Annotated in this window: 20 protein-coding genes and 2 tRNA genes; 14 read left to right on the top strand and 8 right to left on the bottom strand. The window is 68.0% G+C overall.

What is annotated here, in order from left to right:
* The gene (gene icmF / locus AB0M14_RS00210; RefSeq protein WP_364986321.1) at positions 1 to 3,210 is read right to left on the bottom strand and encodes a fused isobutyryl-CoA mutase/GTPase IcmF; all 3,210 of its coding nucleotides are present in this window, start codon (positions 3,208 to 3,210) and stop codon (positions 1 to 3) included.
* A gap of 209 nt (positions 3,211 to 3,419) precedes the next feature.
* Here icmF and AB0M14_RS00205 point away from each other — a divergent pair, with 209 nt between their 5' ends.
* Genes AB0M14_RS00205 through AB0M14_RS00185 form a run of 5 tightly spaced genes read left to right on the top strand, consistent with a single transcriptional unit; the run spans position 3,420 to position 8,843 of the window.
* Entirely contained in the window at positions 3,420 to 4,919 is a 1,500-nt protein-coding gene (locus AB0M14_RS00205) for a CoA-acylating methylmalonate-semialdehyde dehydrogenase (RefSeq protein ID WP_364986318.1), read from the top strand.
* A 3-nt stretch (positions 4,920 to 4,922) separates the two neighbouring features.
* A complete protein-coding gene (locus AB0M14_RS00200; protein WP_364986315.1) occupies positions 4,923 to 6,062 on the top strand; it encodes an acyl-CoA dehydrogenase family protein in 1,140 nt (379 codons plus the stop codon).
* Positions 6,059 to 7,126 carry an enoyl-CoA hydratase/isomerase family protein gene (locus AB0M14_RS00195; RefSeq protein ID WP_364986312.1) on the top strand — a complete coding sequence of 356 codons (1,068 nt, stop codon included), beginning with the start codon at positions 6,059 to 6,061 and terminating at the stop codon, positions 7,124 to 7,126. Before AB0M14_RS00200 ends, AB0M14_RS00195 begins: the two co-directional genes overlap by 4 nt.
* Positions 7,123 to 8,016 carry a 3-hydroxyisobutyrate dehydrogenase gene (gene mmsB / locus AB0M14_RS00190; protein WP_364986309.1) on the top strand — a complete coding sequence of 298 codons (894 nt, stop codon included), beginning with the start codon at positions 7,123 to 7,125 and terminating at the stop codon, positions 8,014 to 8,016. The genes AB0M14_RS00195 and mmsB overlap by 4 nt, the downstream gene beginning before the upstream one ends.
* Positions 8,016 to 8,843 (top strand): enoyl-CoA hydratase, encoded by an 828-nt coding sequence (locus AB0M14_RS00185; RefSeq protein ID WP_364986305.1) that lies wholly within the window; start codon positions 8,016 to 8,018, stop codon positions 8,841 to 8,843. The genes mmsB and AB0M14_RS00185 overlap by 1 nt, the downstream gene beginning before the upstream one ends.
* On the opposite strand, the gene AB0M14_RS00180 is transcribed toward AB0M14_RS00185, so the two are convergent.
* Positions 8,830 to 9,879 carry an Hsp70 family protein gene (locus AB0M14_RS00180; protein ID WP_364986302.1) on the bottom strand — a complete coding sequence of 350 codons (1,050 nt, stop codon included), beginning with the start codon at positions 9,877 to 9,879 and terminating at the stop codon, positions 8,830 to 8,832. The genes AB0M14_RS00185 and AB0M14_RS00180 overlap by 14 nt on opposite strands.
* 128 nt (positions 9,880 to 10,007) lie before the next feature.
* Entirely contained in the window at positions 10,008 to 10,556 is a 549-nt protein-coding gene (locus AB0M14_RS00175; protein WP_364986299.1) for a MarR family transcriptional regulator, read from the bottom strand.
* 92 nt (positions 10,557 to 10,648) lie between these two features.
* On the opposite strand from AB0M14_RS00175, the gene AB0M14_RS00170 reads away from it, so the two are divergent.
* A tRNA-Cys gene (locus tag AB0M14_RS00170) sits at positions 10,649 to 10,720 on the top strand.
* Here AB0M14_RS00170 and AB0M14_RS00165 read toward each other — a convergent pair.
* A complete protein-coding gene (locus AB0M14_RS00165) occupies positions 10,721 to 12,142 on the bottom strand; it encodes a metallophosphoesterase (RefSeq protein ID WP_364986296.1) in 1,422 nt (473 codons plus the stop codon).
* 234 nt (positions 12,143 to 12,376) lie between these two features.
* Here AB0M14_RS00165 and AB0M14_RS00160 point away from each other — a divergent pair, with 234 nt between their 5' ends.
* On the top strand, positions 12,377 to 13,657 hold the full coding sequence (locus AB0M14_RS00160) for a reverse transcriptase family protein (protein WP_364986292.1): 1,281 nt from the start codon (positions 12,377 to 12,379) through the stop codon (positions 13,655 to 13,657).
* Positions 13,658 to 13,664: 7 nt separating this feature from the next.
* Here AB0M14_RS00160 and AB0M14_RS00155 read toward each other — a convergent pair whose 3' ends face one another.
* The 4 genes from AB0M14_RS00155 to AB0M14_RS00140 all read right to left on the bottom strand — a co-directional run bounded on the left by AB0M14_RS00155 (position 13,665) and on the right by AB0M14_RS00140 (position 16,518).
* Positions 13,665 to 14,609, bottom strand: coding sequence for a hypothetical protein (locus tag AB0M14_RS00155; protein WP_364986289.1), 945 nt, complete (start codon positions 14,607 to 14,609; stop codon positions 13,665 to 13,667).
* Between the two features lie 113 nt (positions 14,610 to 14,722).
* Positions 14,723 to 14,795, bottom strand: a tRNA-Arg gene (locus AB0M14_RS00150).
* 106 nt (positions 14,796 to 14,901) lie between these two features.
* On the bottom strand, positions 14,902 to 15,606 hold the full coding sequence (locus tag AB0M14_RS00145; protein WP_364986286.1) for a DUF305 domain-containing protein: 705 nt from the start codon (positions 15,604 to 15,606) through the stop codon (positions 14,902 to 14,904).
* Positions 15,607 to 16,518: a DUF3105 domain-containing protein gene (locus AB0M14_RS00140; protein ID WP_364986283.1), complete on the bottom strand. Its 912-nt coding sequence runs from the start codon at positions 16,516 to 16,518 to the stop codon at positions 15,607 to 15,609. It abuts the gene before it with no gap.
* Positions 16,519 to 16,612: 94 nt separating this feature from the next.
* Here AB0M14_RS00140 and argS point away from each other — a divergent pair, with 94 nt between their 5' ends.
* The 7 genes from argS to rpmE all read left to right on the top strand — a co-directional run bounded on the left by argS (position 16,613) and on the right by rpmE (position 26,346).
* Positions 16,613 to 18,271, top strand: a complete 1,659-nt coding sequence (argS, locus tag AB0M14_RS00135) for an arginine--tRNA ligase (protein ID WP_364986280.1) — start codon at positions 16,613 to 16,615, stop codon at positions 18,269 to 18,271.
* A 55-nt stretch (positions 18,272 to 18,326) separates the two neighbouring features.
* Positions 18,327 to 19,751, top strand: a complete 1,425-nt coding sequence (gene lysA, locus AB0M14_RS00130) for a diaminopimelate decarboxylase (RefSeq protein ID WP_364986277.1) — start codon at positions 18,327 to 18,329, stop codon at positions 19,749 to 19,751.
* A complete protein-coding gene (locus AB0M14_RS00125; RefSeq protein ID WP_364986274.1) occupies positions 19,748 to 21,091 on the top strand; it encodes a homoserine dehydrogenase in 1,344 nt (447 codons plus the stop codon). Before lysA ends, AB0M14_RS00125 begins: the two co-directional genes overlap by 4 nt.
* Positions 21,088 to 22,176, top strand: a complete 1,089-nt coding sequence (gene thrC, locus AB0M14_RS00120) for a threonine synthase (RefSeq protein ID WP_364986270.1) — start codon at positions 21,088 to 21,090, stop codon at positions 22,174 to 22,176. The genes AB0M14_RS00125 and thrC overlap by 4 nt, the downstream gene beginning before the upstream one ends.
* Before the next feature lie 40 nt (positions 22,177 to 22,216).
* Entirely contained in the window at positions 22,217 to 23,167 is a 951-nt protein-coding gene (thrB, locus tag AB0M14_RS00115) for a homoserine kinase (protein ID WP_364991153.1), read from the top strand.
* 324 nt (positions 23,168 to 23,491) lie between these two features.
* Positions 23,492 to 25,504, top strand: coding sequence for a transcription termination factor Rho (gene rho, locus AB0M14_RS00110; protein ID WP_364986267.1), 2,013 nt, complete (start codon positions 23,492 to 23,494; stop codon positions 25,502 to 25,504).
* Between the two features lie 608 nt (positions 25,505 to 26,112).
* The gene (gene rpmE / locus AB0M14_RS00105; RefSeq protein WP_364986264.1) at positions 26,113 to 26,346 is read left to right on the top strand and encodes a 50S ribosomal protein L31; all 234 of its coding nucleotides are present in this window, start codon (positions 26,113 to 26,115) and stop codon (positions 26,344 to 26,346) included.
* Positions 26,347 to 26,370: the final 24 nt, after the last annotated feature.

The following is a 26,370-nucleotide window of genomic DNA, read 5'->3' as shown; positions in this document are numbered from 1 at the left end:
TCAGACATTGCGCCGGTATTGGCCGCCCACCCGGAAGAACGTGTCCGTGATCTGCTGCAGGGTGCAGACGCGCGCGGCGTCCATCAGCACCTCGAAGATGTTGTCGTCGGTGCGGGCCACGGATTCCAGCCGCGCCAGCGCCGCGTGCGCCGGGTCGCGGTGCCGGTTCTGGAAGTCGCGCACCCGCTCCAGCTGTGACTGCTTCTCCGCCTCGGTGCCGCGCGCCAATTCGATGACATGCTGCGGTTCGCCGTGCGGATTGCGGAAGGTGTTGACGCCCACGATCGGCAGCGACCCGTCGTGCTTGCGCTGCTCGTAGCGCATGGATTCGTCCTGGATCTTGCCGCGCTGGTAGCCGGTCTCCATGGCGCCGAGCACGCCGCCGCGTTCACTGATCCGCTCGAACTCGCCCAGCACCGCCTCCTCGACCAGATCGGTGAGCTCCTCGATGAGAAAGCTGCCCTGCAGCGGGTTCTCGTTCATGGCGAGGCCCCACTCACGGTTGATGATCAGCTGGATCGCGAGCGCGCGGCGCACCGATTCCTCGGTGGGTGTGGTGACCGCTTCGTCATAGGCGTTGGTGTGCAGGCTGTTGCAGTTGTCGTAGATGGCGATGAGCGCCTGCAACGTGGTGCGGATGTCGTTGAAGTTCATCTCCTGCGCGTGCAGCGACCGGCCGGAGGTCTGGATGTGGTACTTCAGTTTCTGCGAACGATCGTTGGCGCCGTAGCGATCTCGCATGGCGACGGCCCAGATCCGCCGGGCCACCCGGCCGATCACCGAGTACTCCGGGTCCATGCCGTTGGAGAAGAAGAACGACAGGTTCGGCGCGAAGTCGTCGATGTCCATGCCGCGCGCGAGATAGGCCTCGACATAGGTGAATCCGTTGGCGAGGGTGAAGGCCAGCTGGCTGATCGGGTTCGCGCCGGCTTCGGCGATGTGATAGCCGGAGATCGAGACCGAGTAGAAGTTGCGAACGCTGTTGCGGACGAACCACTCCTGGATGTCGGCCATCATCCGGAGGCTGAATTCGGTGGAGAAGATGCAGGTGTTCTGGCCCTGATCCTCCTTCAGGATGTCGGCCTGGACGGTGCCGCGCACGGTCGCCAGCGTGCGGGACCGGAGGTCGGCGGCCTCGGTCGCGGTCGGTTCGCGGCCTTCGGCGGCGGTGAACCGTTCCAGCGCTTGATCGATCGCGGTGTTGAGGAAGTAGGCCAGGATGGTCGGGGCCGGACCGTTGATCGTCATCGAGACCGACGTCGACGGCGCGGTCAGGTCGAAGCCGTCGTAGAGCGCCTTCATGTCCTCGAGCGAGGCGATCGAGACCCCCGAGGTGCCGACCTTGCCGTAGATATCGGGTCGTTCGGCCGGGTCGTGGCCGTAGAGCGTCACCGAATCGAACGCGGTGGACAGCCTTTTCGCCTCGGCGTGCTCGCTGAGGACCTTGAAACGGCGGTTGGTGCGGAACGGATCGCCCTCGCCCGCGAACATCCGCGCGGGATCCTCGCCGTCGCGCTTGAACGGGAAAACCCCGGCGGTGTACGGGAATCGGCCCGGCAGGTGCTCGGCGCGCAGGAACCGCAGCAGCTCACCGTGATCGGTGAACCGGGGCAGCGCCACGCGCGGAATGCTGTTGCCGGACAGCGTCTCCCGGCGCAACCGCGTGCGGAGCTCCTTGTCCCGCACCTGAATCACTTGTTCCTCGCCCCGATAGGACTCGGCCAGTGTGGACCACTGCGCGAGCAGCTCGGCGTCGGCAGCGCCGAGGTCGGCGCGAGCCTGCTCGACGAGGGCGGTCAGATCCGCGTTTCCGGGCAGTTCGGACGACACCAGCTCCAGCCGCTGAACTCGCTGTGCCGCAAGAACTTGCCGCGCCGTCTCGGCGTGATAGTCGCGGACCGCCTCGGCGATCTCCGCCAGATACCGCACCCGCGCGGGCGGAATGATCTGGGCGAACCGGGTGGACGCGCGGGTATTCACCCGGGGCAGCACACCCGGCTCCAGTACCAGGCCCCGCTCGGCCAGCAGTCCGGTCAGGTGCTGATAGAGCGCGGTCACCCCGTCGTCGTTGAAAGTGGCCGCGCTGGTTCCGAAGACCGGCATGTCCTCGGGCCTCGCGCTGAAGTTCTCCCGATTGCGCACCAGCTGCCGCGAGACATCGCGCAGCGCGTCGGCGGCGCCGCGGCGCTCGAACTTGTTGATCGCCACCACATCCGCGTAATCCAGCATGTCGATCTTCTCCAGCTGGGATGCCGCGCCGAACTCCGGGGTCATCACATACAGCGAGACGTCGACGTGCTCGGTGACCGCCGCGTCGCCCTGGCCCATGCCGGGCGTCTCCAGGATCACCAGGTCGTAACCCGCTGCCTTGCAGGCAGTCACGATCCCGTCGATGTTCTCCGGCAGCTCGCGGCCGCCGCGGGTGGCCAGCGAGCGGAAGAAGAGGTGATCGCCGTCTAGCGCGTTCATCCGGATCCGGTCGCCGAGCAGCGCGCCGCCGCCGCGCCGCCGGGTCGGATCCACCGCCAGGATCGCCACCCGCAGTTTGTCCTGCTGATCCGAGCGCAACCGGCGCACCAATTCGTCGGTGAGCGAGGACTTTCCGGACCCGCCGGTACCGGTGATGCCGAGCACCGGGACGGTGCGCGCGGCCGCCGCCTCGGCCAAGGCTCGCCGATCCGAGGCGGGCAGCGTGTCCTGCTGTAGACAGGTGATGGCCCGGGCCAGCGCCGAACGTTCCCCGGTGAGCACGGCATCCAGCACCGGGGGCTGCTCGGCCAGATCGCGGTCGCAATCCCGGATCAGCTGATTGATCATCCCCGGCAAGCCGAGCCGCTGCCCGTCCTCGGGGGAGAAGATGGTGACTCCGGCCTCGGCGAGCCGGGAGATCTCCTCGGCCACGATGACCCCGCCGCCGCCACCGTAGATGCGCACGTGCCCGGCGCCGGCCTGCCGCAGCGCCGCCGCGAGGTACTCGAAGTACTCGACATGACCGCCCTGATACGAGCTGACCGCGACGCCCTGCACGTCCTCGGTGAGCACCGCGTCGACCACTTCGCTGACCGCCCGGTTGTGCCCTAGGTGCACCACCTCGGCGCCCTGCGCTTGCAGGATGCGCCGCATGATGTTGATCGCCGCGTCGTGGCCGTCGAACAGGGCCGCCGACGTGACGAAGCGAACGGGGTGCTCGGGCTGGTGCAGGTCGGGCACGGCTGCCTCCGAAAGAGTGCTTTGCGTCCAATACTAGGACGTCCAACTAATCTTACGGTGATGTGGGTCACTCTGCCAGCCGCCGTGCGCCGACCGCGCGGGGGTGTGATGGGTCACACTCCGGCCATTTACTTGGATGTCCAACTATAGGATGGCCGCAGATCAGTCGTACCGGGCTGAGCAGCGTCGACTTACGAGACAGGACTGGCATGGTTCGCGAACTCACGCACTTCATCGGTGGGCAGCACGTCCCCGGCACCTCCGGCAACTTCGGCGACGTCTTCGATCCGAACATCGGCCAGGTGCAGGCCCGGGTGCCGCTGGCGAGCAAGGCCGAGGTCGAGGCCGCCATCGCGAACGCCGAGGCGGCGCAGCAGGTCTGGGCCGCGTTCAACCCGCAGAAGCGGGCTCGCGTGCTGATGAAGTTCCTGACCCTGGTGCAGGACGAGATGGATTCGCTGGCCGCGCTGCTCTCCTCGGAGCACGGCAAGACCATCGCCGACGCCAAGGGCGATATCCAGCGCGGCCTCGAGGTGATCGAGTTCGCCTGCGGCATACCGCATCTGCTCAAGGGCGAGTACACCGAATCGGCCGGCACCGGCATCGACGTGTACTCCATGCGGCAGCCGCTGGGCGTGGTCGCGGGCATCACCCCGTTCAACTTCCCGGCCATGATTCCGCTGTGGAAGGCCGGTCCGGCGCTGGCCACCGGCAACGCCTTCATTCTCAAGCCCTCCGAGCGCGACCCGTCGGTGCCGCTGCGCCTGGCCGAGCTGTTCCTCGAGGCCGGCCTGCCCGCCGGTGTGTTCAACGTGATCAACGGCGACAAGGAAGCCGTCGACACGCTGCTGCACGACCCGCGCATCAAGGCGGTCGGCTTCGTCGGCTCCACCCCGATCGCGCAGTACATCTACGAGACCGCCTCCGCCAACGGCAAGCGCGCGCAGTGCTTCGGCGGCGCCAAGAACCATGCCATCGTGCTGCCGGACGCCGACCTCGACGATGTCGCCGACCAGCTGATCGGCGCGGGCTACGGCTCCGCCGGTGAGCGCTGCATGGCGATCTCGGTGGCCGTGCCGGTCGGCCAGGAGACCGCGGATCGCCTGCGCGCCAAGCTGATCGAGCGCGTGAACAAGCTCAATGTCGGCCGCTCCGACGACCCGGGCGCCGACTTCGGCCCGCTGGTCGGGCGCGATGGCGTGGACCGCGTCAACTCCTATGTCCAGATCGGCGTCGATGAGGGGGCCGAGCTGGTGATCGACGGGCGCGGTCTGACGGTGGCAGGCGGCGAGGACGGATACTTCGCCGGCGCCACGCTTTTCGACAACGTCACCCCGGAGATGCGGATCTACAAGGAGGAAATCTTCGGTCCGGTGCTCGCTATCGTGCGTGCCAAGGATTACGAGGAAGGCCTGCGCCTGGCCAACGAGCACGAATACGGCAACGGCGTGGCCATTTTCACCCGCGACGGCGACGCCGCCCGCGACTTCGCGGCCCGCGTGCAGGTCGGGATGGTCGGCATCAACGTGCCGATCCCGGTGCCGATCGCCTACCACACCTTCGGCGGCTGGAAGCGTTCCGGCTTCGGCGATCTGAACCAGCACGGCCCGGACTCGATCCGGTTCTACACCAAGACCAAGACCGTCACTCAGCGCTGGCCTTCCGGCATGAAGGAGTCCAACGCGTTCGTCATCCCGACGATGGACTGATCCATGTTCGAACTGGACGACGACGAAAAGGCGATCCGCGACACCGCGCGCGGCTTCGCCGACGAGTTCCTGGCGCCGAACGCGCTGGAATGGGATGAGCGCAAACACTTTCCAGTGGACGTTCTGCGCAAGGCCGGGCCGCTCGGGCTCGGCGGCATCTACGTCGGCGAAGATGTCGGCGGCTCGGGACTGCGCCGGCTGGACGCCGTGCGGATCTTCGAGCAGCTGGCCACCGGCTGCCCGGCCATCGCCGCCTACATCTCCATCCACAACATGGCGGCGTGGATGATCGACAGTTACGGCGATGAGCGGCAGCGCCATCAGTGGCTGCCGCAGATCACCTCGATGGATCTGCTGGCCAGCTACGCGCTGACCGAACCGGGCGTCGGCTCGGACGCGGCGGCGCTGAGCACCAAGGCGGTGCGCGACGGGGACGATTACCTGCTCAACGGCGCCAAGCAGTTCATCTCCGGTGCGGGCGCCAACGACGTCTACGTGATGATGGTGCGCACGGGTGACCCAGGGGCGCGCGGTATTTCGGCGTTCATCGTGCCCGCCGATACGCCCGGTCTGTCGGTCGGCCCGAACGAGAAGAAGATGGGCTGGAACGCGCAGCCCACCCGCCAGGTGATCCTGGAGGATGCCCGGGTGCCCGCCGCCAACCGGCTCGGCGCCGAGGGCGACGGCTTCCGGATCGCCATGAACGGGCTCAACGGCGGGCGGCTGAATATCGCGGCCTGCTCGGTCGGCGGCGCGCAGGCGGCGCTCGACAAGACGGTGCCGTACCTGGCCCAGCGCAACGCGTTCGGGCAGGCGCTGCTGAAGAATCAGGCGCTGCAATTCCAGCTCGCGGATATGCGCACGGAGCTGGAGGCGGCCCGGACCCTGCTGTGGCGGGCGGCGGGCGCGCTCGACGCCGACGCACCCGACAAGGTCGAGTTGTGCGCCATGGCCAAGCGATTCGCGACCGACGCCGGTTTCGAGGTCGCCAACAAGGCGCTGCAGTTGCACGGTGGCTACGGTTACCTCGCCGAATACGGCCTGGAGAAGATCGTCCGGGATCTGCGCGTACATCAGATCCTCGAGGGCACCAACGAAATCATGCGGGTGGTTGTCGCCCGCTCAGTGGTAGGAGCGGCATGAGCGAGCAAACAGCGGAGACAGCCGAGGTTCTCATCGACAAGCGGGACGGGCTGGGCCTGATCACGCTGAACCGGCCCAAGGCCATCAACGCGCTGAATCACCCGATGGCGCTGGAGATCCTGGCCGCGCTGCGCGCCTGGGCGACCGACGACGAGGTGCGCACCGTCGTGGTCACCGGCGCGGGGGAGCGCGGGCTGTGCGCGGGCGGCGACATCGTCGCCATCCACCGCGACGCGAAGTCCGGTGCGGCCGGTGCGGATTCGCCGACAGGTGTGTTCTGGCGCGACGAGTACATTCTCAACGCGCTGATCGGCAGCTACCCCAAGCCGTACGTGGTCGTCATGGACGGCATCGTGATGGGCGGCGGCGTCGGCCTGTCCGGGCACGGCAGCCACCGCATCGTCACCGAGCGCTCCAAGATCGGCATGCCCGAGGTCGGCATCGGTTTCATCCCGGATGTCGGTGGCACCTACCTGCTTTCGCGCACCCCGGGTGAGATCGGTACGCACGTCGCGCTGACCACCGCGCGGATGACCGCGGGCGACGCCATCGCCGCCGGGTTCGCCGACTACTACGTGGCCTCGGAAAACATTCCGGCGCTGCTGGATACGCTGCGCACCGAGACCGCGGAGATCGCGATCGCCAAGTTCGCCACGGCCGCGCCGGAATCCGGGCTGGTCGCCCAGCAGGCCTGGATCGACGCCTGCTACAGCGCGGACACCGTCGAGGAGATCGTCGCCCGTCTGCAGGCCGATGCGGCGCCGGAAGCCAACCAGGCCGCCGCCGATATTCTCTCGAAATCGCCGGTGGCGCTGAAGGTCACGCTACGGTCGCTGCGTACGGCCCGCGACCTGCCGAACCTGGCGGCGGTGCTGAACGAGGAGTACCGCGTCTCCATCGCGTCGCTGTCCTCGCACGATCTCGTCGAGGGCATCCGGGCCCAGGTGATCGACAAGGACCGCGATCCGCAGTGGTCGCCCGCGACCCTGGCCGAGGTGACCGCGGCGCAGGTCGAGGCGTACTTCGCCGAATTGGGTGACAAGGAACTGGGGTTGAGCGAATGAGCAAGAAGATCGGCTTCCTGGGGCTGGGCCACATGGGCGGCCCGATGGCGGCCAACCTGGTCCAGGCGGGCTACGACGTGCTCGCCTTCGATCCGGTGCCGGCCGCCCAGGAGCAGGCCCGCAAGGACGGCGCCACCGTGGTGGACTCGGCGGTCGCCGCCGCCACCGGCCGCGACATCGTGATCACCATGCTGCCCAACGGCAAGCTGGTCCTCGACGTCTACGGCGAGCTGCTGCCGGCCGCCGCACCCGGCACGCTGTTCATCGATTGCTCCACCATCGATGTCGCCGACGCCAAGGAAGCCGCGAAACGTGCTGTGGCAGCGGGACATCGCGTGCTGGACGCGCCGGTCTCCGGCGGTGTCGCGGGTGCGGTCGCGGGCACGCTGACCTTCATGGTCGGCGGTGCGGCCGAGGCCTTCGCCGACGGCCTCGCCGTCCTGGAGGTGATGGGCGGCAAGGTGGTGCACTGCGGTGACTCCGGTGTCGGCCAGGCCGCCAAGATCTGCAACAACATGCTGCTCGGCATCTCCATGGTCGCGCTGTCCGAGGCCATCGTGCTCGGCGAGAAGCTGGGCCTGACGCACGAGAAGTTCTTCGACGTGGTCTCCACCGCCTCCGGCCAGTCCTGGGCGCTGACCAGCTACTGCCCGGTGCCCGGACCGGTCCCGGCCAGCCCCGCGAACCGGGACTACCAGCCCGGCTTCGCCACCGCGCTGATGACCAAGGATCTGACGCTGGCCGCGAACGCGTTGCAGGCCAACGGGGTCGACGGGCAGGTCGGTCAGCTCGCCGCGGCGATCTACGACCGGTTCAACCAGGCCGAATCGGGCAAGGACTTCTCGGCTATCGTCACCGATATACGTACGCGATCTGGAGGAGAACAGTGATGACTGCATCGCGCAGCGATTCCGTGGGGGGTGGCGGCCGGGCGACGGGCGGGCGTGACTTCGAGACCATTCTGCTGGAGCGTAAGGGCCGCGTCGCCCTCATCACGCTGAACCGGCCGAAGGCCCTCAATGCGCTGAACTCGCAGGTCCTCGCCGATATCTCGGCCGCCCTCGACGAGCTCGAGCCGGACAATGAGATCGGCGCGGTCGTGCTCACCGGCTCCGAGCGGGCGTTCGCCGCGGGCGCGGACATCAAAGAGATGCAGACCAAGTCCTACATGGACATGTTCCTGGCCGACCACTTCGCCGGCTGGGACCGTCTGACCGCCTTCCGCAAGCCGCTCATCGCCGCGGTGGCCGGATACGCCCTGGGCGGCGGCTGCGAGCTGGCCATGATGTGCGACATCCTGCTCGCCGCCGACACCGCCAAGTTCGGTCAGCCCGAGATCAAGCTCGGCGTCATCCCGGGCATGGGCGGCTCGCAGCGCCTGACCCGCGCCGTCGGCAAGGCCAAGGCGATGGACCTGATCCTCACCGGCCGGAATATGGACGCCGAGGAGGCCGAGCGCGCGGGCCTGGTCTCCCGCATCGTCCCGGCCGCCGACCTGGTCGCCACCGCGCTCGAGGTCGCCGAGACCATCGCTTCGATGTCGCTGCCCTCGGCCATGATCGCCAAGGAAGCCGTCAACCGGTCCTTCGAGACCACCCTCGGCGAGGGCCTGCGTTTCGAACGCCGGGTCTTCCACTCGCTGTTCGCCACCGAGGATCAGAAGGAAGGCATGACCGCCTTCGTCGAGAAGCGCGCTGCGGACTTCAACCACCGCTGATCTTCGACGGTGGTATTCCCGCTACTTCTACCGGAGTGGCGGGGGTGCCGTCGTGACTGGAGGAGGCATCGCTGTCCATCACCAGCACGCCCGCGATGGTCGCGCCGAGGGCAGCGGTGACCGCCAGTGCCGCAATGAGTTTGCGGCGGTCGACGGTGGCCGGGGTGAGCTTGCCCAGCGTGGCGCGCGTGGTGCGCAGTTCGGCGGCCGGGCGGCCGGTGGCCAGCAGGACCGCGCCACGCGAGGACACCGCTTCGGGTTCCGGGTCGTAGATCACCGGGAGCTCGATGAGCTCGGCGAGCGTTTCCTGGAGGCTCGGGCTACGGACGCAACCGCCCAGCAACACTATTGCCGCCGGGGGCGTCCCGGTCTGCTCGATCGTCTGATGTACGAACGACACCGAATGGTGGATGCCCGCCGCGCACAGTTCGGCGATGTCGCTACGGGTGAGCACCGCGCGACCGCCGGAATTGTCGTCCATCGCGGTGACCACGCGGTCGACGCTCAGGGCCTCGCGGTGCCGGCGGCAGGCGACCTTATCGGTGAGGACGCCGTCGCGCGCCAGCTGCCAGCGCAGCAGCGCGTCGAAACCGTCGCCGCCGAGCACTGTGCTGCGTTTGCTGGACAGGACCGAATCGGTGCGGCAGTCCACATGGGTGATGGTCAGGCCGGAGCTGCCGAGGTCGTAGAGCAGTACGGTGCCGTCCTCGGGGAGCTGGCCGGTGAAACGCAGATAGCGCAGTTGCGCAAGGGGTTCGGAGACGATGGTGAGCGGGGTGTAGCCCGCCGCGTCCCGGATGGCGTCGGCGTGTAGCGGGCAGCGGCAGGTCACCGAGGTTCCGGTGATGAGCTCGTCGCGGCGATCGGCCGATCGGCGCATCTGCCGGATCGCTTCGAAGACGGCTTCTTCGACACCGCCGCCGGCCCGGCGGGGCACGCGGCAGCGGTCGATCGGCGGAAGATGCGGCTGATCGGAGTGTGTCAGTATCGCGCGGGCGCCACCAGCGCCTGCCGATACCCCCAAGACCAGCACCATGGGCTCCATGGTGGACCTTTTCCGGGCCGCTGCCAAGGTGAATGACTACGGAATTCGCTAGTTGGATGCCGGAACGTTATGCAGACGCCGATCCGGCCGCATAGGGGACTGTCCAGTTCGATTGCCGGTCAACGATCCTGGGCGGTCCAGCGGGCCTGCTCGTCGCCGGTGTCGAAATCACCGGCGGCGTGCCGGAACTCCGCGAGCAGCTGCAACAGGGTATGCAGGCGATCCGCGGGCAGGCCGGGCTGCGCGAAGACCTTCGCGTTGAGTTCCTCGGTGGCCGCGGCGACGAGTTCGCGACCCGCCTCGGTGATTTCGATGAGGGTGGCGCGGCGGTCGGTAGGGTGCGGAACGCGTTGCACCAGCGTTGCCGCCTCCAGGCGATCGACGGTGTTGGTGACGCTGGTGGGGTGCACTTGCAGCCGTGCGCTGGCCTTGGCCATCGGCAGCGCGCCGGTTTTGCTGAAGCTCAGCAAGGCGAGCAGCTCGTAGCGCGAGAAGGTCAGACCGGTTGGTTTCAATGCTTCGTCGACGCGCGCCATCACGATCTGCTGCGCGCGCACCAGCGAGGTCACCGCGGCCATTCCGTCGGCCACCGCGCCCCAGCCGTGGCCGACCCACTGACGGTGGGCCTCCTCGATCGGATCGAGCGGAAGCGGGCGTGGCCGGGACATGAACACGATCATTCCATGCCGATCCGGGAATCGAATCACGGTGAGCGCAACGGTGGGCCGCGGTGTCGCGACCGGGCATGGTTATAGGCGAGGCGGGCGTGGCTGAGAGGTTTAGGCAGCGGTCTGCAAAGCCGTTTACGTGGGTTCGATTCCCGCCGCTCGCTCTACCGGGAAACTCGGGTCACACCCGAGAAATCCCGCAGTACAACATGATTGCGGTCCGCACAGGAGCCGAGGGTGTAGAAGGGTTGCAGCCCGAAGAATTCACCCCGGGTGAGGCCGCTCCAGCGGCGGGCCGGCGCGGTACGGGTCTTGTAGAAATTGACCATGTAGCCGCCCTCGTAGATCCGCAGCAGGCTGTAGCCGCCCGGATATTCCTTCACCGCGGCTACTTCCAGAAATTCCACGGCGCAGTCGGTATCGGGGCGGGTCCGGCGGTTGCGATGGGTGTGGCCGCTGTGATGCAGGAACACGCCGGGGCTGCGGGCGTAGAGGGCCTGGAGTTCGGCGCTGTCGGGTTGATTCAGGATGAAACCGGGGCCCGCGATATTGCTGAATCCGGATTCCCGGGTCACCGGATGGTGGCCGAACATCAGGGTCGGCTGGTCCGGGTCGGCGCGCAATAATTCGGTGAGCCGCTCGAATTGCGGGCGTTCGATTCTGCCGCCCGCGGCATCCAGTTCGCTGGTGTCCAGCCCGATCACCCGCAGGCCGCCGAGGTCGTCGGTGCGCAGTTGCTGGCGGTCGGTGAATTCCGGGCCCCAGCAATCGAAATGGTCGCCGAGCGGCGCGCAGGAACCGTAGTCACCGCCGATATGCGGGCGATCGTGATTACCGCGCACCGCGAGGTAATCGCGGCCCTGCGTACCCCACCGGTCGAGGACTCGGCGTACCCCGGTCACTTCCGTCGCGGTCGCCTCCGCGGTCAGGTCGCCCGCGAGCAGCAAACGCTGGGCGTTGCGATCGGGTGCGCGCAGATCTTCCAGCAGGGCGGTCAGCATCACCTCGGGATACGGCGGCAGATCGGGGGCCTGCCGGAAGCCCGGCGGGAACTGCCCGACGACCAGACCGCTCACGGTTTCGCCGTAGTGCACGTCGTTGGCCAGCGCCAAGGTGCGCACCAGGCGGCCGGGCGGCGGCACCAGGGTGGTGAATTCGCCGGTGGCCTCCGGGGTTCCAGGGGAGATGGTCGTCGGGTTCAGGCCGGGCGTGGCGCGGACGCCGTCCGACCACACTTCGAAGCGATAGGTCCGTCCGGGTTCGAGGCCGTGGATCTCCGCGTAGTGGAAGGGTGTTCGCTCGGGTTCGGCGTGTACCTGTACCGGGGCGCGGGGCGAATCCGCGGGGCCGAGCCGGACCTCCCCGCCGGCCTGCACCGGCAGCAATCCGACGGGGTCCGGGGTGCCCGTCGTCCAGGTCAGCACCACCGAGGTGTCGGTGACCGTGACGACTTCCAGATCGGTCGCCACCAGCGGATTCCACTGTGCCCGGGCCGGACTCGCCGCTACCGGACCGGTTGCGGAGAGCAGCGCGGCCAATCCGACGGCACCCAGGAAGGTCCGGCGCGACGGCCCGCAGCAGGTCATGCGGGCAGCGTACCGGCCGCTCGGAGGTGACTCGGAGGGAATGATGTGCCAGGGTGATCCGGTGCGACAGCGGCGAGGCGAGTGTGGGTCGAAGCGACCCGTCTCAGGGGTAACCCCTGGGTCAGATTTGTCAGTTGGGCACAGCGTCCGAAACCAACGGGCACGCTCCGCGTGCGTCCTGGTACGGAGGACGAAGGGTTCGGGTCGCCTCGCCGCCGTCACACGCCCCCGTTCATGAGCGGAGCTGTTCCAGCGGACCTCGCGCGGGAACTGGCCTACTCCTTCGAGCTTCTCGACGCGGAGTGGAGCCGGTCCGATCTGGCCGAGGCGTTCGCCGAAGTCGTCGAGCCGGAGCGGGCCGAGGAGCTGGCGCGCCGGGTCACGGACTTGATGCCGAGCGAACCGCTCGATCCGGCCGGTACTTTGCGGCGGCTGCTGGCGGAACTGCCGAAGTTGGCGACGATCGTCGTGCCGCTCCCGTCCGATGTCGACGAACTGCCCGAAATCGAGGCTGCGCGGCTACGTTTCGGTGCTGCGGCGATTCCCGATCTGCCCGCGCTGTGCGCGTTGCTCAATGTCACGCCAGACGAATTGGATTGGTTCGCCGACCACGGCAATTGGCTGCGCCGCGCCACTGAACCGTTGTCCCACTACCGATACCGGCGACTGCCCAAGACCAACGGTGTCCGCCTGGTCGAGGCCCCGAAGGTCCGGCTGCGCGAAATCCAGCGCCGCATCCTGCGCCACGTACTGAGCGGGATCCCAGCGCACCCGGCCTGCCACGGATTCGAAAAAGGCCGCAGTGCAATGACCTTCGCCGCGCCGCACGCCGGGGCGGAGCTGGTTCTGCGGGTGGACCTGCGCGATTTCTTCACCAGCATCGGCGTCGCACGAGTCCGTGCGGTGTTCGCGGCCTGCGGCTATTCACCCGCGGTGGCCCAGGTTCTGGCCGATCTGTGCACCACCGCCACACCGGTCACCGAACTCAGCGCCCTCGACTACCGGCAGCGAAACCTGCTGCGCGCCAGGCACCTACCGCAAGGCGCGCCGACCTCACCCCGCCTCGCCAACCTCATCGCGCACGGCCTGGACCGCCGCTTGACCGGCTATGCGACCCAGCACGGTCTCGCCTACACCCGCTACGCCGACGACCTCGCGATCTCCGGAAAGAGCGACCTGAACCCGCATCGAACCCTCTGGCTGGCCACGAAAGTCGCCAAATCCGAGGGCTTCTCGATCCATCCCGGCAAAACCCGCCTTCGCGGCCCCCACCAACGCCAAGTACTCGCAGGCCTGGTCGTCAACAACCGCCCCGCCGTCCCTCGCGACCGCTACGACGCCCTCCGCGCCCTGCTCCACAACTGCCTGCGCACCGGCCCCGCCGCCCAGAACCGCGACGGCCACAACGACTTCCGCGCCCACGTCTACGGCCTGATCGCCTGGATCGGCGAAACCAGCCCCGCGCGCCGCGACCGCCTCCTGACCATGGCCGACCAGATCGACTGGTCGAAATAGCCACATATCACGGGTGGGAAGCCCGCTTTTTCGACCACGACGTCCAGAGCAGCTCCGCGAAGACGAACACCCAGACGGCCACTGCGATCACCAAGAGCGCCACACCGAGGTTGTGCAGTGGGTGGATCTTCAGGGCTGCGGCGGTGGACAGGGTCGCCACCGCGGTCATGCCGAGCGGGAACACGGTGGCCCAGCGCCGGATGTTGTAGCCAGGTCGCTTGTTGAACACCTCGGCGGCCAGCAGGATTACGTAGCCGAGCAGACAGAGTCCGAGCAGGGCCAGCGTGACCACGCGCAATACGGCGTGCCCGACACCCGTCCAGTGTTGCCACGCGGCAAGTTTCGACGCCGCGAGCGCGGATATAGCCAACGCCCCCGCAGCCACCCACTGGTCACCGGCTCCGCGCCAGACCTGCGTGACATCGAAATGCGCGAACGCCGCCACATAGAGCGGAATGCCCACGCAGAAGAACAGCAGCGCACCCCACATCAACCACGCGCCCCGGCCTTCCTGTGCCAGCGTCGCGGCCAGCACCGCAAGCCCCTGCGTCGAAACACAAACCAGAAAGGCCGCCCCGGGCATCCGCTTCCCCCAATGTCGGATCACAAATGCCAGCAGAACCGGCCACGCCGCCACCGCGACCACAAGCAACACCACCGCGACCCACTGCCACCCCGCCAAACAAAGCCGAGTCCCCAACACTGTCGTTGCGGCAACCCCGGTCAGCGCTGGCGCGGTCGCCGCTTCGCTCTCCCAGCGCAAGTGATCACCCAGCAACCGAGCGCCGAAGTCCACCGCCAGCACGACCCATGCCACGGCGGCGAGCACAAGAGTGACTCGCGAGGCCACTGCATAGTGCGTGAGATGCAGTCCCACCGAGACAATCCCGGTTGCCATAACAAACGCCCCCGCCGCGGGCGGCAGCTCCCGCCACCACTGCTGGTGTGTCATCACGCCATCTCATCCCGCCCGTGACGCCCGGTCAAGCAACACGTCGGCAACTATGGGAGCTGGGTAAGTATGAGAAAGGCCCTGACCGCGGGGAGCGGTCAGGGCCTTTTCGGTGCCCTCGGCAGGAATCGAACCTGCGGCCTTCTGCTCCGGAGGCAGACGCTCTATCCCCTGAGCTACGAGGGCGGGATAGATCTCGATCGGGCCGCGGGGGCGGTCCGATCGGGCGAGGGAAAGCGTATCGCATACCCGGCCCACCGCCAAAAAGTAGGGCGGGCCGGGGAGTTCGGGATCAGTTGAGGGGCAGGGGAGTGCCGCCGCGGGTGGTGAGCATGCGGGTGATGAGCTGGGCTTCGTTCTGCTGGGTCGCGCCCATGGTTTCGGCCAGGGTGCGCACGGCGGTGGTTTCCGCGTGCGTGGCCGCGTACTGGATCATCGACAGGCCACCCTGGTGGTGGCGCAGCATCAGGCGCAGGAACATGGTGTCCAGGTCGGGGGCGGGGGCCTGGCGCAGCGCGGCCAGTTCTTCCGCGGTGGCCATGCCGGGCATGGTCGCGACCGGTCCGGTGTGCGGTGCGGCGGTGGCGCCGCCGCCGTGGTGGCCGGCGGCCGGTTCGGTCATCCAGGCCATGTAGCCGTCGACGCTCTGGGCCGCCTTGCCCCACAGCTGCAACCAGCCCTGCATACGGCCGACCTGAGCCTGCTGGGTGGTCATGATGTCGTAGGCGAGGCGGCGCACGTCGGTGTCGGTGGAGCGCAGCAGCGCCACGCCCGCCATCTCCACGGCCTGCGCGTGATGCGCGGACATGTCCTGGGTGAAGCCGATGTCGACCGAGCCTGGATCGGGCTCGGAGGCGCCGTCCAGGGGGATGCGCGCCATGGCGCCGACGGCGAAACCGAGCAGGATCGCCCCGATGACGCCCAGGATCAGCAGCGCGGTCCGCTGACCACGCACTTGTGACCGGAAGCCGGACTCGGTTTCGCTGTCGGCGGTCATCTACGGCGTCGCCGGTGGTGCGACGGGTTCGGTGGGCGCCGCGGGCGCGGTCGGCACGCCGGTCAGACCCGGAATGTTCGGGATACCGGGAATGGTCGGCTGGCCGCCGCCGAGCTCGCTCTGATCGGTCGGGATGCCGGTGCCGTCCACGGGCACCGCGTCCGGGCCCGGCGGCGCCGGATCGAACGGCGCGGGATTGTCCCGGTCGAAGTACGGGTTGGAGCAGTCCGCGCCGACCTCGGGGTAGGCGTAGGGGTTCTGCCGCAGCGCGGTGATGAACTGCCCGACCCGCTTGTCGTTCGGATCGTCCAGCTTCAGCTGATGACCCCAGGACTGCAGCGAAACCGCCGATTCCAGGCCGGGGTAGGGCGACATCATCGTGTACTGCTTGCCCTCGACCTTGCGCTTCAGGGCGTCCAGCCCGGCCCCGCTCACCTTGTCGGGGTTGTAGGTGATCCACACCGCGCCGTGCTCGAGCGAATGCACCGCGTTCTCGGTGCGAATCGGCTTGCTGTACACCACGCCGGTGCACGCCGCCCAGGACGAGTCGTGCGGTCCGCCGTAGGCCGGCGTGGTGTCGTAGGCGACGCGCTGGGTCGGGCCGATGTGCTTACCGGCGCCCTGTGCGTAGTCCTTCTTGACCACGCCCGCGATCTGCTCGGACGGGTCCTTCCGCTCCGCGCTCGGCGTGTATTTGTCGAGCTCGGCCTGCTCGCGGTACTTCGGGACCAGGCTGTAAGCCAGGGTGCCGATCAATGCGATGATTACCGCGGCGGCACCGATGGCCAGCCATGGGATCTGACGCTTCTGTCGAAGTTGGCCTTTGCCGCCCCCCTTGCGGAGGGAAGGTGAGGCCTTCCCGGCGGCTCGGACGGCCTTGGCCGATTTCGAGGCGCTTTTACTACTCGGCATCGCTCGTTGTGCTCTCTCGACGTGATGATTCCGCTAGTGCTGCGCGGTGCCCGCCCGAAGGTGTTCACCTGCCCAGACCATAGGATAGTTACTCGTGACTCCAGCTGACCTTGCATCTCTCCTCCGCGCAACAGCCGCGAAGGTGCTTGTCGAACGCGGACTGGACCCTGTGGTCCTGGCCGACGAGGTCAATGTGGAGCGCCCCCGTAATCCGGAACACGGTGACTATGCCACGAATTTGGCGATGCAGGTTGCCAAGAAAGTCGGAACCAACCCGCGCGAGCTCGCGACCTGGGTTGCCAGTGCCCTTGCCGAAGCCGACGGTGTGGACACCGCGGAGGTCGCCGGCCCGGGCTTCCTGAACATCCGGCTGGCCGCGGCCGCGCAGGGCGCGATCGTCGCGAAGATCCTGGAGGCGGGCGCGGGCTACGGCGCCGCCGAGTCGCTGGCCGGCACCAAGATCAACCTGGAGTTCGTCTCGGCGAACCCGACCGGCCCGATCCACCTCGGCGGCACCCGCTGGGCCGCCGTCGGTGACGCGCTGGGCCGCATTCTGGCCGCGCAGGGCGCCGCGGTGACCCGGGAGTACTACTTCAACGACGCCGGCGCGCAGATCGACCGCTTCGCCAATTCGCTGGTCGCCGCCGCCACCGGCGCGCCCACCCCGGCCGACGGCTACGCGGGCGCCTACATCACCGAGATCGCGGACGCGATCATCGCGCGGCACCCGGACGCCGCGAGCCTGCCCGAGCAGGAACGGCACGAACTGTTCCGCCGCGAGGGCGTCGAGATGATGTTCGCCCACATCAAGAAGACGCTGCACGACTTCGGCTGCGACTTCGACGTCTACTTCAACGAGAGCTCGCTGTTCGCCTCCGGCGCGGTCGACCAGGCCGTCGCGGAGTTGAAAGCTTCGGGCAATCTGTACGAGAAGGACGGCGCCTGGTGGATCGCCAGCACCGAATACGGCGACGACAAGGACCGCGTCGTCCTGAAGAGCGACGGCACCTCGGCCTACATCGCCGGTGACATCGCCTACTTCCAGAACAAGCGGGCGCGCGGCTTCGACCTGTGCATCTACATGCTCGGCGCGGACCATCACGGCTACATCGGCCGGTTGAAGGCCGCTGCGGCGGCGTTCGGCGACAACCCGGACACCGTCGAGGTGCTGATCGGCCAGATGGTGAATCTGGTGCGCGACGGCGCCGCGGTGAAGATGAGCAAGCGCGCGGGCACGGTGATCACGCTGGACGACCTGGTGGAGGCCATCGGCGTCGACGCGTCCCGGTACTCGCTGGTCCGGTCCTCGGTGAACTCCAGCATCGATATCGATCTGGACCTGTGGACCAAGCAGGAGAGCGTCAACCCGGTCTACTACGTGCAGTACGCGCACGCCCGCACGTGCAGCATCACGCGGAACTCGGCGGAGTTCGAATTCGCCTCGGTGCCGGTGGATCTCGGCCTGCTCACCGCCGAGCGCGAGACCAAGCTGATCGGCGTGCTCGGCCAGTTCCCGCGCGTGGTGGCCACCGCCGCGGAGATGCGTGAGCCGCATCGCGTCGTGCGCTACCTGGAAGAACTGGCCGGCGCCTACCACCCGTTCCAATCCGACGACGACATGCGCGTGCTGCCCAAGGGCGACGAACCCGTCACCCCGCGGCACGCGGCCCGGCTGGAGCTGGTCAAGGCAACTCGTCAGGTCCTGGCCAACGGCCTCGCCCTGCTCGGTGTGAGCGCACCGGAGCGGATGTGAACGAGCACCTATCGAGTCGCGTGCGCGCGCTCGTGAACCCCCGAAAGGAATCGAAGTGAGCGGCGCACATCCCGCTGGTCCCCGGCATGCCGAAATCCCGCACGCCCCGAATCTTCCGGAGCGCCCCGGTGATCCGAAGCAGATGATCGATCTGCCCGCGAATGTGTGGCCCCGTAACGCTTCTCGCGGTGCTGACGGCGCGGTCAGCCTCGCCGGTGTGCCGGTGGCCGAGCTCGCCGAGCAGTTCGGCACCCCGCTGTTCGTGGTGGACGAGGACGACTTCCGGTCCCGCTGCCGCGATATGGTGCGCGCGTTCGGGCCGAACGCCCGGGTGCACTACGCCTCCAAGGCTTTCCTGTGCGGTGAGATCGCGCGCTGGATCCGCGACGAGGGCCTGTCCCTGGACGTGTGCTCCGGCGGTGAACTCGCCATCGCGCTGCACGCGGGTTTCCCGGCGGAGCGAATCGCGTTGCACGGCAACAATAAATCCGTTCCTGAACTCGAGGCCGCGGTAGCGGCGGGCGTGGGCCACGTGGTGGTCGACTCGCTGTACGAGATCGAGCGCCTGGAAGCCGTCGCCGGCGCCGCCGGTGTGGTCCAGGATGTCCTGGTCCGCGTCACCGTCGGCGTGGAGGCGCATACACACGAATACATTTCGACCGCGCACGAGGATCAGAAGTTCGGCTTCTCGATCGCCGGCGGCGACGCCATGGAGGCGCTGGCCCGGGTCTTCGACGCCGATAACCTGCGCCTGGTCGGCCTGCACTCGCACATCGGCTCGCAGATCTTCGAGATCGACGGCTTCGAGATCGCCGCCCGCCGCATGCTCGGCCTGCTGCGCGAGGCCATCGAGAAGTTCGGCGTGGAGCGCACGGCGCAGATCGCGACCCTGGATCTCGGTGGCGGCCTTGGTATTTCGTACTTGCCCAACGACGATCCGCCGCCGCTGGACGAGTTCGCGGCCAAACTGCGCGGCCTGGTCGAGATCGAGGCGGCGCACGCGGGCCTGCCCACTCCGGAGATCGCGGTGGAGCCGGGGCGCGCCATCGCCGGTCCGGGCACCGTGACCCTCTACGAGGTCGGCACCATCAAGGACGTCTCGCTGGACGGCGGCAACCGCCGCCGCTACGTCAGCGTCGACGGCGGCATGAGCGACAACATCCGGCCCGCGCTGTACCAGGCCGATTACGACTGCCGCCTGGTCTCGCGCTCCTCGGACGCGCCCGCCGTGGTCGCGCGTGTCGTCGGAAAGCATTGTGAGAGTGGCGATATCGTCATCCGCGACACCTGGATGCCCGCCGACGTCGGTCCGGGCGACCTGATCGCCGTCGCGGCCACGGGCGCGTATTGCTATTCGATGTCGAGCCGATACAACCAGTTGACCCGGCCCGCGGTGGTTGCCGTGCGCGCGGGTCAGCCGCGTTTGATTCTGCGCCGGGAAACGGTGGCGGATTTGCTCAGCCTGGAGGTGGAACAGTGACCGAACAGAGAAACGGGACCTGGGGCAACGATCGTCCGATCGGTGTCGCGGTGCTCGGTATGGGCAATGTCGGCACCGAGGTCGTGCGTATTCTCCGGGATCACGCCGACGACCTGCAGTCGCGCGTCGGCGCTCCGGTCGTGCTGCGCGGTGTCGCGGTGCGCAACCTCGAGCGTGATCGCGGGCTGCCGGCCGACCTGCTGACCACCGACGCCGAGGCGCTCGTCGCGCGCGCGGACGTCGACCTGGTCGTCGAGGTCATGGGCGGTATCGACCCCGCCCGCAGCCTGATCCTGGCTTCGCTGAACGCGGGCAAGTCCGTGATCTCGGCGAACAAGGCGTTGCTGGCCGACTACACCGGCGAACTCGCCGCCGCCGCCGAGCGCAACCGCGCCGACCTCTACTTCGAGGCCGCCGTCGCCGGCGCGATCCCGGTGGTGCGCCCGCTCATCCAGTCGTTGTCCGGCGACCGGGTGAACAAGGTGGTCGGCATCGTCAACGGCACCACCAACTTCATCCTCTCCGCGATGGACGAGACCGGCGCCGACTACGAGATCACCCTCAAGGAGGCGACCCGCCTGGGGTACGCCGAGGCCGATCCGACCGCAGACGTCGAGGGCTACGACGCCGCGTCCAAGGCCGCGATCCTGGCCTCGCTGGCCTTCCACACCCGGGTGACGGCCGCCGATGTGTACCGCGAGGGCATTTCCAAGATCACCTCCGAGGATCTGGAGACCGCTTCCGCGTTGGATTGCACGGTCAAACTGCTGGCTATCTGTGAACGCGTGCCCGGTAACCCCCCTGCGGCCGAGGGCGGCAAGGATCGCATCTCGGTCCGCGTCTACCCGGCGCTGATCCCGCGCAAGCACCCGCTGGCCGCGGTCAACGGCGCGTTCAACGCCGTGGTCGTGGAGGCCGAGAACGCCGGCCGCCTGATGTTCTACGGGCAGGGCGCCGGTGGCGCTCCGACCGCCTCCGCGGTGCTCGGTGATCTGGTGATGGCCGCCCGTAACAAGTTCTACGGTGGCCGCGCTCCGGGCGAATCGGTTTATGCTGAGCTACCGATCGCGCCGATCGGTGACACACCGGCTCGCTACCACGTGAACCTGCAGGTCGAAGACATCCCGGGCGTCCTGGCCAAGGTCGCGGGCGAATTCGCCAACCACGGGGTTAGCATCTCCACCGTCCGCCAGGCCGGGCACGGCGAGGGTGCGCGCCTGGTCGTGGTCACCCACCACGCCCTGGAATCGGCGCTCGCGGACACCGTCGCCGCGCTGGCGGAGATGGATTCCGTCACATCCGTGACCAGCGTTTTGAGATTGGAAGGCACCGAGGAATGATCCCCGTCGCACCGCAGTCGAAAGTGCACTCGCGCTGGCCCGGCCTGATCGCGGCCTACCGTGATCGTCTGGCGGGCGCTGCCGATTGGGAGCCCGTCACCTTGTTCGAGGGCGGCACCCCGCTGGTCCCCGCCCCGCACCTGTCGGAGCTGACCGGCTGCGAGGTGTACCTCAAGGTCGAAGGCGCGAACCCGACCGGTTCCTTCAAGGACCGCGGCATGACCATGGCCATGACCGACGCCAAATACCGCGGTCAGAAGGCCGTGCTGTGCGCGTCCACCGGCAACACCTCGGCCTCGGCCGCCGCCTACGCCACCCGCGCGGGCATGAGCTGCGCGGTGCTGATCCCGCAGGGCAAAATCGCGATGGGCAAGCTGGCCCAGGCCGTCATGCTCGGCGCCAAGATCATCCAGGTGGACGGCAACTTCGACGACTGTCTCGAGCTGGCCCGCAAGGTCACCGCCGACTTCCCCGAGGTCGGCCTGGTGAACTCGGTCAATCCGGCCCGCATCGAAGGCCAGAAGACCGCGTCCTTCGAGATCTGCGACGTGCTCGGCCGGGCCCCCGACGTGCACGCGCTGCCGGTCGGCAATGCCGGCAACATCACCGCGTACTGGCGCGGGTACCGCGAGTACTACGCCGACGGCATCACCACCGGCCTGCCGCGCATGCTGGGTGTGCAGGCCGCGGGCGCCGCGCCGCTGGTCAACGGCGCTCCGGTGAAGGACCCGGAGACCATCGCCACCGCCATCCGGATCGGCTCCCCGGCGTCCTGGAACGGCGCGATGGAAGCCAAGGAGCAGTCCGGCGGCGTCTTCCGCGCGGCCACCGACGAGGAAATCCTGGAGGCGTACCGCCTGGTCGCGGCCACCGAGGGCGTTTTCGTCGAGCCCGCCTCGGCCGCTTCGGTCGCCGGCGTCCTCGCCGCGCGCAAGGAGGGGTGGCTGGATTCCGGCCTCACCGTCGTCTGCACCGTCACCGGCAACGGCCTCAAGGACCCCGACACCGCCCTGCTCGGCATGCCGCAGGTGCAGGCCATCGCGGTGGACCCGGTCGCGATCGCCCGCGAACTCGAGCTGGCCTGAGTTGAACCCGCGCGAAACCCAATTGGTCCCGGAGGCCGGGCTGAAATCGGCTCGGGCCCGGACCTTGCCCGCCGGAATCGCCGTCACCGCACGGGTTCCGGCCTCCACCGCCAATCTCGGCCCCGGATTCGACTCGCTCGGAATGGCTTTGGGCCTCTACGACGTGATCGAGGTGCGCACCACCGACTCCGGCCTTAAGATCCGGGTCGAGGGTGAGGGCGCCGATGAGGTGCCCTGGGGCCCATCGCATCTCGTCGTGCGTGCGATCGAGCGTGGCCTGGAGGCCGCCGGCGTCTGGGCCGACGGCCTCGATGTGGTGTGCCGCAACGTGATTCCGCACTCTCGCGGGCTGGGTTCCTCGGCCTCCGCGGTGGTCGGCGGCCTGGCCGCGGGCAGCGCGCTGGCCGCGAAACTCGATCCCGAGCTGGCGCTCGACCTGGATCAGCAGGTGCAGCTGGCCTCGGAATTCGAAGGCCACCCCGACAACGCGGCGGCCAGCGTGCTCGGCGGCGTCGTGGTGTCCTGGACCGAATCGGCCGTCGAGGCCGACAGCCCGCACGGCCGGTGCTATCACGCGGTGCGCCTGGACGCGCATTCGACGCTGCGCCCGGTGGTGCTCATTCCCGAGGAGCGCTCGTCCACGGCGCATACCAGGGGTTTGCTGCCCGAGACCGTGCCGCACGGCGACGCGGCGTTCAATGTCAGCCGTGCCGCGCTCGCGGTCGTGGCCCTTACCGAGCGCCCTGACCTGCTGATGTCCGCCACCATGGACCGTCTGCACCAGTCTCAGCGCGCCCCCGCGCTGCCGTTGACCACGGCGTGGATCGCGCGGCTGCGGGAAGCCGGAATTCCGGCCACCGTTTCCGGCGCGGGCCCGACTGTGCTGGCCTTGTGTACCAGCGAATTCCCCGCCGAATTGGCCGAACTCGCGGCCGCGGACGGCCTCCGGGTGGTCGAGCCTGGACTCGCCGAAGGAGTCCAGGTCAGCTAACGGCGAGTCTGTCTTGCCGAGCTTCACACTATCCAGCTATCCTGGGCAAGTCCGTACATCGTGCGCATCAGACGCCGGTGCTTCATCAGGGCAATCGCTCCAGCAGGTCCAGGCTCGAGCCTCCAGGCCATGGGGGTGCTGCGTAGCTGCGCAACTGGAATGATCTTTCCCACCTTCTTGGAGTTGGGCCCTGCATAACCGGTGGCGCAACCGCCGGGTCCGGTGGAGCAGGTGATATACGGCATCCGAGTCCGGCACAGTGCCCGGACTGCGGGACGAACCCTCGAATCAGCACACGGCAATCGAGGGAAGGAAAGGATTTCCGTGACAGATACGGACCTGCTCGCGACACCAGGGGTGGAATCCAACCCCGATAACTCGGGTCGCGAAAGTGAATCCGGACAGATTTCGAAGATGAGCGAACACACCGACGTCGCACGATCGGGGCTGACTGGAATGTTGTTGCCGCAGTTGCGCCAGCTTGCGGGGGAGCTCGGAATCCGAGGAACCTCCGGAATGCGCAAAGGCGATTTGATCGCCGCCATCAAGGAAAATCAGGCCGGAAAGCCGGCGCCCGCGAAAGCCGAGAAGGCCGAGAAGTCCGCGCGTGGCGAAGCGAAGGCCGAGCAGGCGACCCTCGACGTGACGCCCGCGGCTCCGGCCGAGGCGCCCAAGGCCGCCGCTCCCGCGGTGGCCGCCGAGCCCGAGGCTCCGGCGAAGGCCGCGAAAACCGAAGCTGCTCCGGCGGATGCCGCGCCGGGCGAAGCCTCCGAGGACGCCGGTCGGGAATCCGGCCAGCGGGGCCGTGGTCGGCAGCGGCGCGGCCGTGACCAGGCGCGATCCGGCGGCGAGAACGCCGAGGCGCGTGGTGACGAGCCGAAGCAGGATGCCGAGCAGGGCGAGCGTCGCCGGGAGCGCAACCAGCAGGGTGAGCGCAATCAGTCCGGGGATCGCAACCAGGGCGAGCGCAACCAGAACGGAAATGGCAACGGCGGCAATCGCGGTGGCGAGAACCGTGGCGGCGACAACCGCGGCGGCCAGGATCGTGACCGCGCCAACCGGGGCGATGACGACGAGGAAGGCGGCCGCGGCCGCCGGGGCCGTCGCTTCCGCGAGCGGCGTCGTGGGCGCGACCGCGAGGGCGGCGCCGCCGGCAGCGAGGCCCGCGAGCTCGAAATCCGCGAGGACGACGTGCTGCAGCCGGTCGCCGGCATTCTCGACGTGCTGGACAACTACGCGTTCGTCCGCACCTCGGGCTACCTGGCCGGGCCGAACGACGTCTACGTGTCGATGAATCTGGTCCGCAAGAACGGCCTGCGTCGCGGTGACGCGATCACCGGCGCGGTGCGTGCCCCGCGCGACGGCGAGCAGAGCAACCAGCGCCAGAAGTTCGATCCGCTGGTGCGCCTGGACACGGTCAACGGCGGCGAGGTCGACGCGGCCAAGCGCCGTCCGGAGTTCAGCAAGCTCACCCCGCTGTACCCGAATCAGCGCCTGCGCCTGGAGACTCAGCCCAACAAGCTGACCACCCGGGTGATCGACCTGATCATGCCGATCGGCAAGGGCCAGCGCGCCCTGATCGTGTCGCCGCCCAAGGCCGGTAAGACGACGATCATGCAGGACATCGCGAACGCGATCGCGATCAACAACCCCGAGGTCTACCTCATGGTTGTGCTGGTCGACGAACGTCCCGAAGAGGTCACCGACATGCAGCGTTCGGTGAAGGGCGAGGTCATCGCCTCCACCTTCGACCGGCCGCCGTCAGACCACACCTCGGTCGCCGAGCTCGCCATCGAGCGCGCGAAGCGCCTGGTGGAGATGGGCAAAGACGTTGTGGTGCTGCTCGACTCGATCACCCGATTGGGCCGCGCGTACAACAACTCCTCGCCGGCTTCGGGCCGCATCCTCTCCGGTGGTGTCGACTCCACCGCGCTGTACCCGCCCAAGCGGTTCCTCGGCGCGGCGCGCAATATCGAGAACGGCGGCTCGCTGACGATCATCGCCACCGCGATGGTGGAGACCGGTTCGACCGGTGACACGGTGATCTTCGAGGAGTTCAAGGGCACCGGCAACGCCGAGCTCAAGCTGGACCGCAAGATCGCGGAACGGCGCGTGTTCCCCGCGGTGGACGTCAACCCGTCCGGTACCCGCAAGGACGAGCTACTGCTGAGCCCGGACGAGGCGGCCGTGCTGCACAAGCTGCGCCGCGTACTGTCCGGCCTGGATTCGCATCAGGCGATCGATCTGCTGATCGACCGTTTGAAGAAGTCGAAGAACAACCTGGAGTTCCTGATGTCGGTCAGCAAGACAGCGCCTGGTGGCGCGATCGACGAGTAGTACGAACTCGACTGTCGCCGAGAGGGTCTCGCTTACGCGAGGCCCTTTCGGCGTATTCGGGCGGAAGAAGAAGAGCCCGATCAGCATGGCGCCGGCGATCATGAAGGTCAGCAGGATGGCGGCCGGATCCGCGGTGTCGCTCGAGGCGGCGGGTTCGGCCTGGTAGTAGGCGACGGTCTCCGCCGTCGGATAGGCGGTGGCGGCCTCCGGTGCCGCGAACCAGCCCACCGCGACAGCGAGAGTCAACAATCCGAAGACCGCCAAAGCGATGCGGCTGCTCATATCGTTCTCCCCTCTGTCATCGGCACGCCGGTGTGCACTTGTCTGCCAGGCCCCAAACTCTATGAACAGTTGTGTTCGCATTCCTGAGTAGCGAACTACCCGTCTTAGGCTCCCGTAAGAGCGCTCCAATTGCGTGCCCGCAGTTCCTGGGGCGACAGCGGCAGGGGCGGGAATAGACGGGGGATGAGGGGCGTTTTGGCAGCGTAGTGGCGGTTCTGGCATACTGAATCGCTGTGCGTCTGCCCATCGGCAGGCAATCCCGCCTAGTCGGCTCCGGTTCACGCTCCTTCGCGGGCGACCCGGCGGCCATTTTCGAAAGGACACCCATGAAGGCAGGAATCCACCCGACCTACGTCGACACCACCGTCGTCTGTGGTTGTGGCAACACCTTCCAGACTCGCTCCACCAAGGAGTCCGGACACATCTCCGTCGAGGTCTGCTCGCAGTGCCACCCGTTCTACACCGGCAAGCAGAAGATCCTCGACACCGGCGGTCGCGTGGCTCGCTTCGAGGCTCGTTACGGCAAGCGTGCGGGCAAGAAGGCCGAAGACGCCTCCTAGCTTCCTCACCGACGCCCGGTTCTG

The organism is Nocardia sp. NPDC051832 (genome assembly GCF_040681285.1).
GTDB lineage: Bacteria > Actinomycetota > Actinomycetes > Mycobacteriales > Mycobacteriaceae > Nocardia.
Note: the sequence above shows the minus strand (reverse complement) of the source record. Positions and strands in the feature narration are given on the sequence as shown.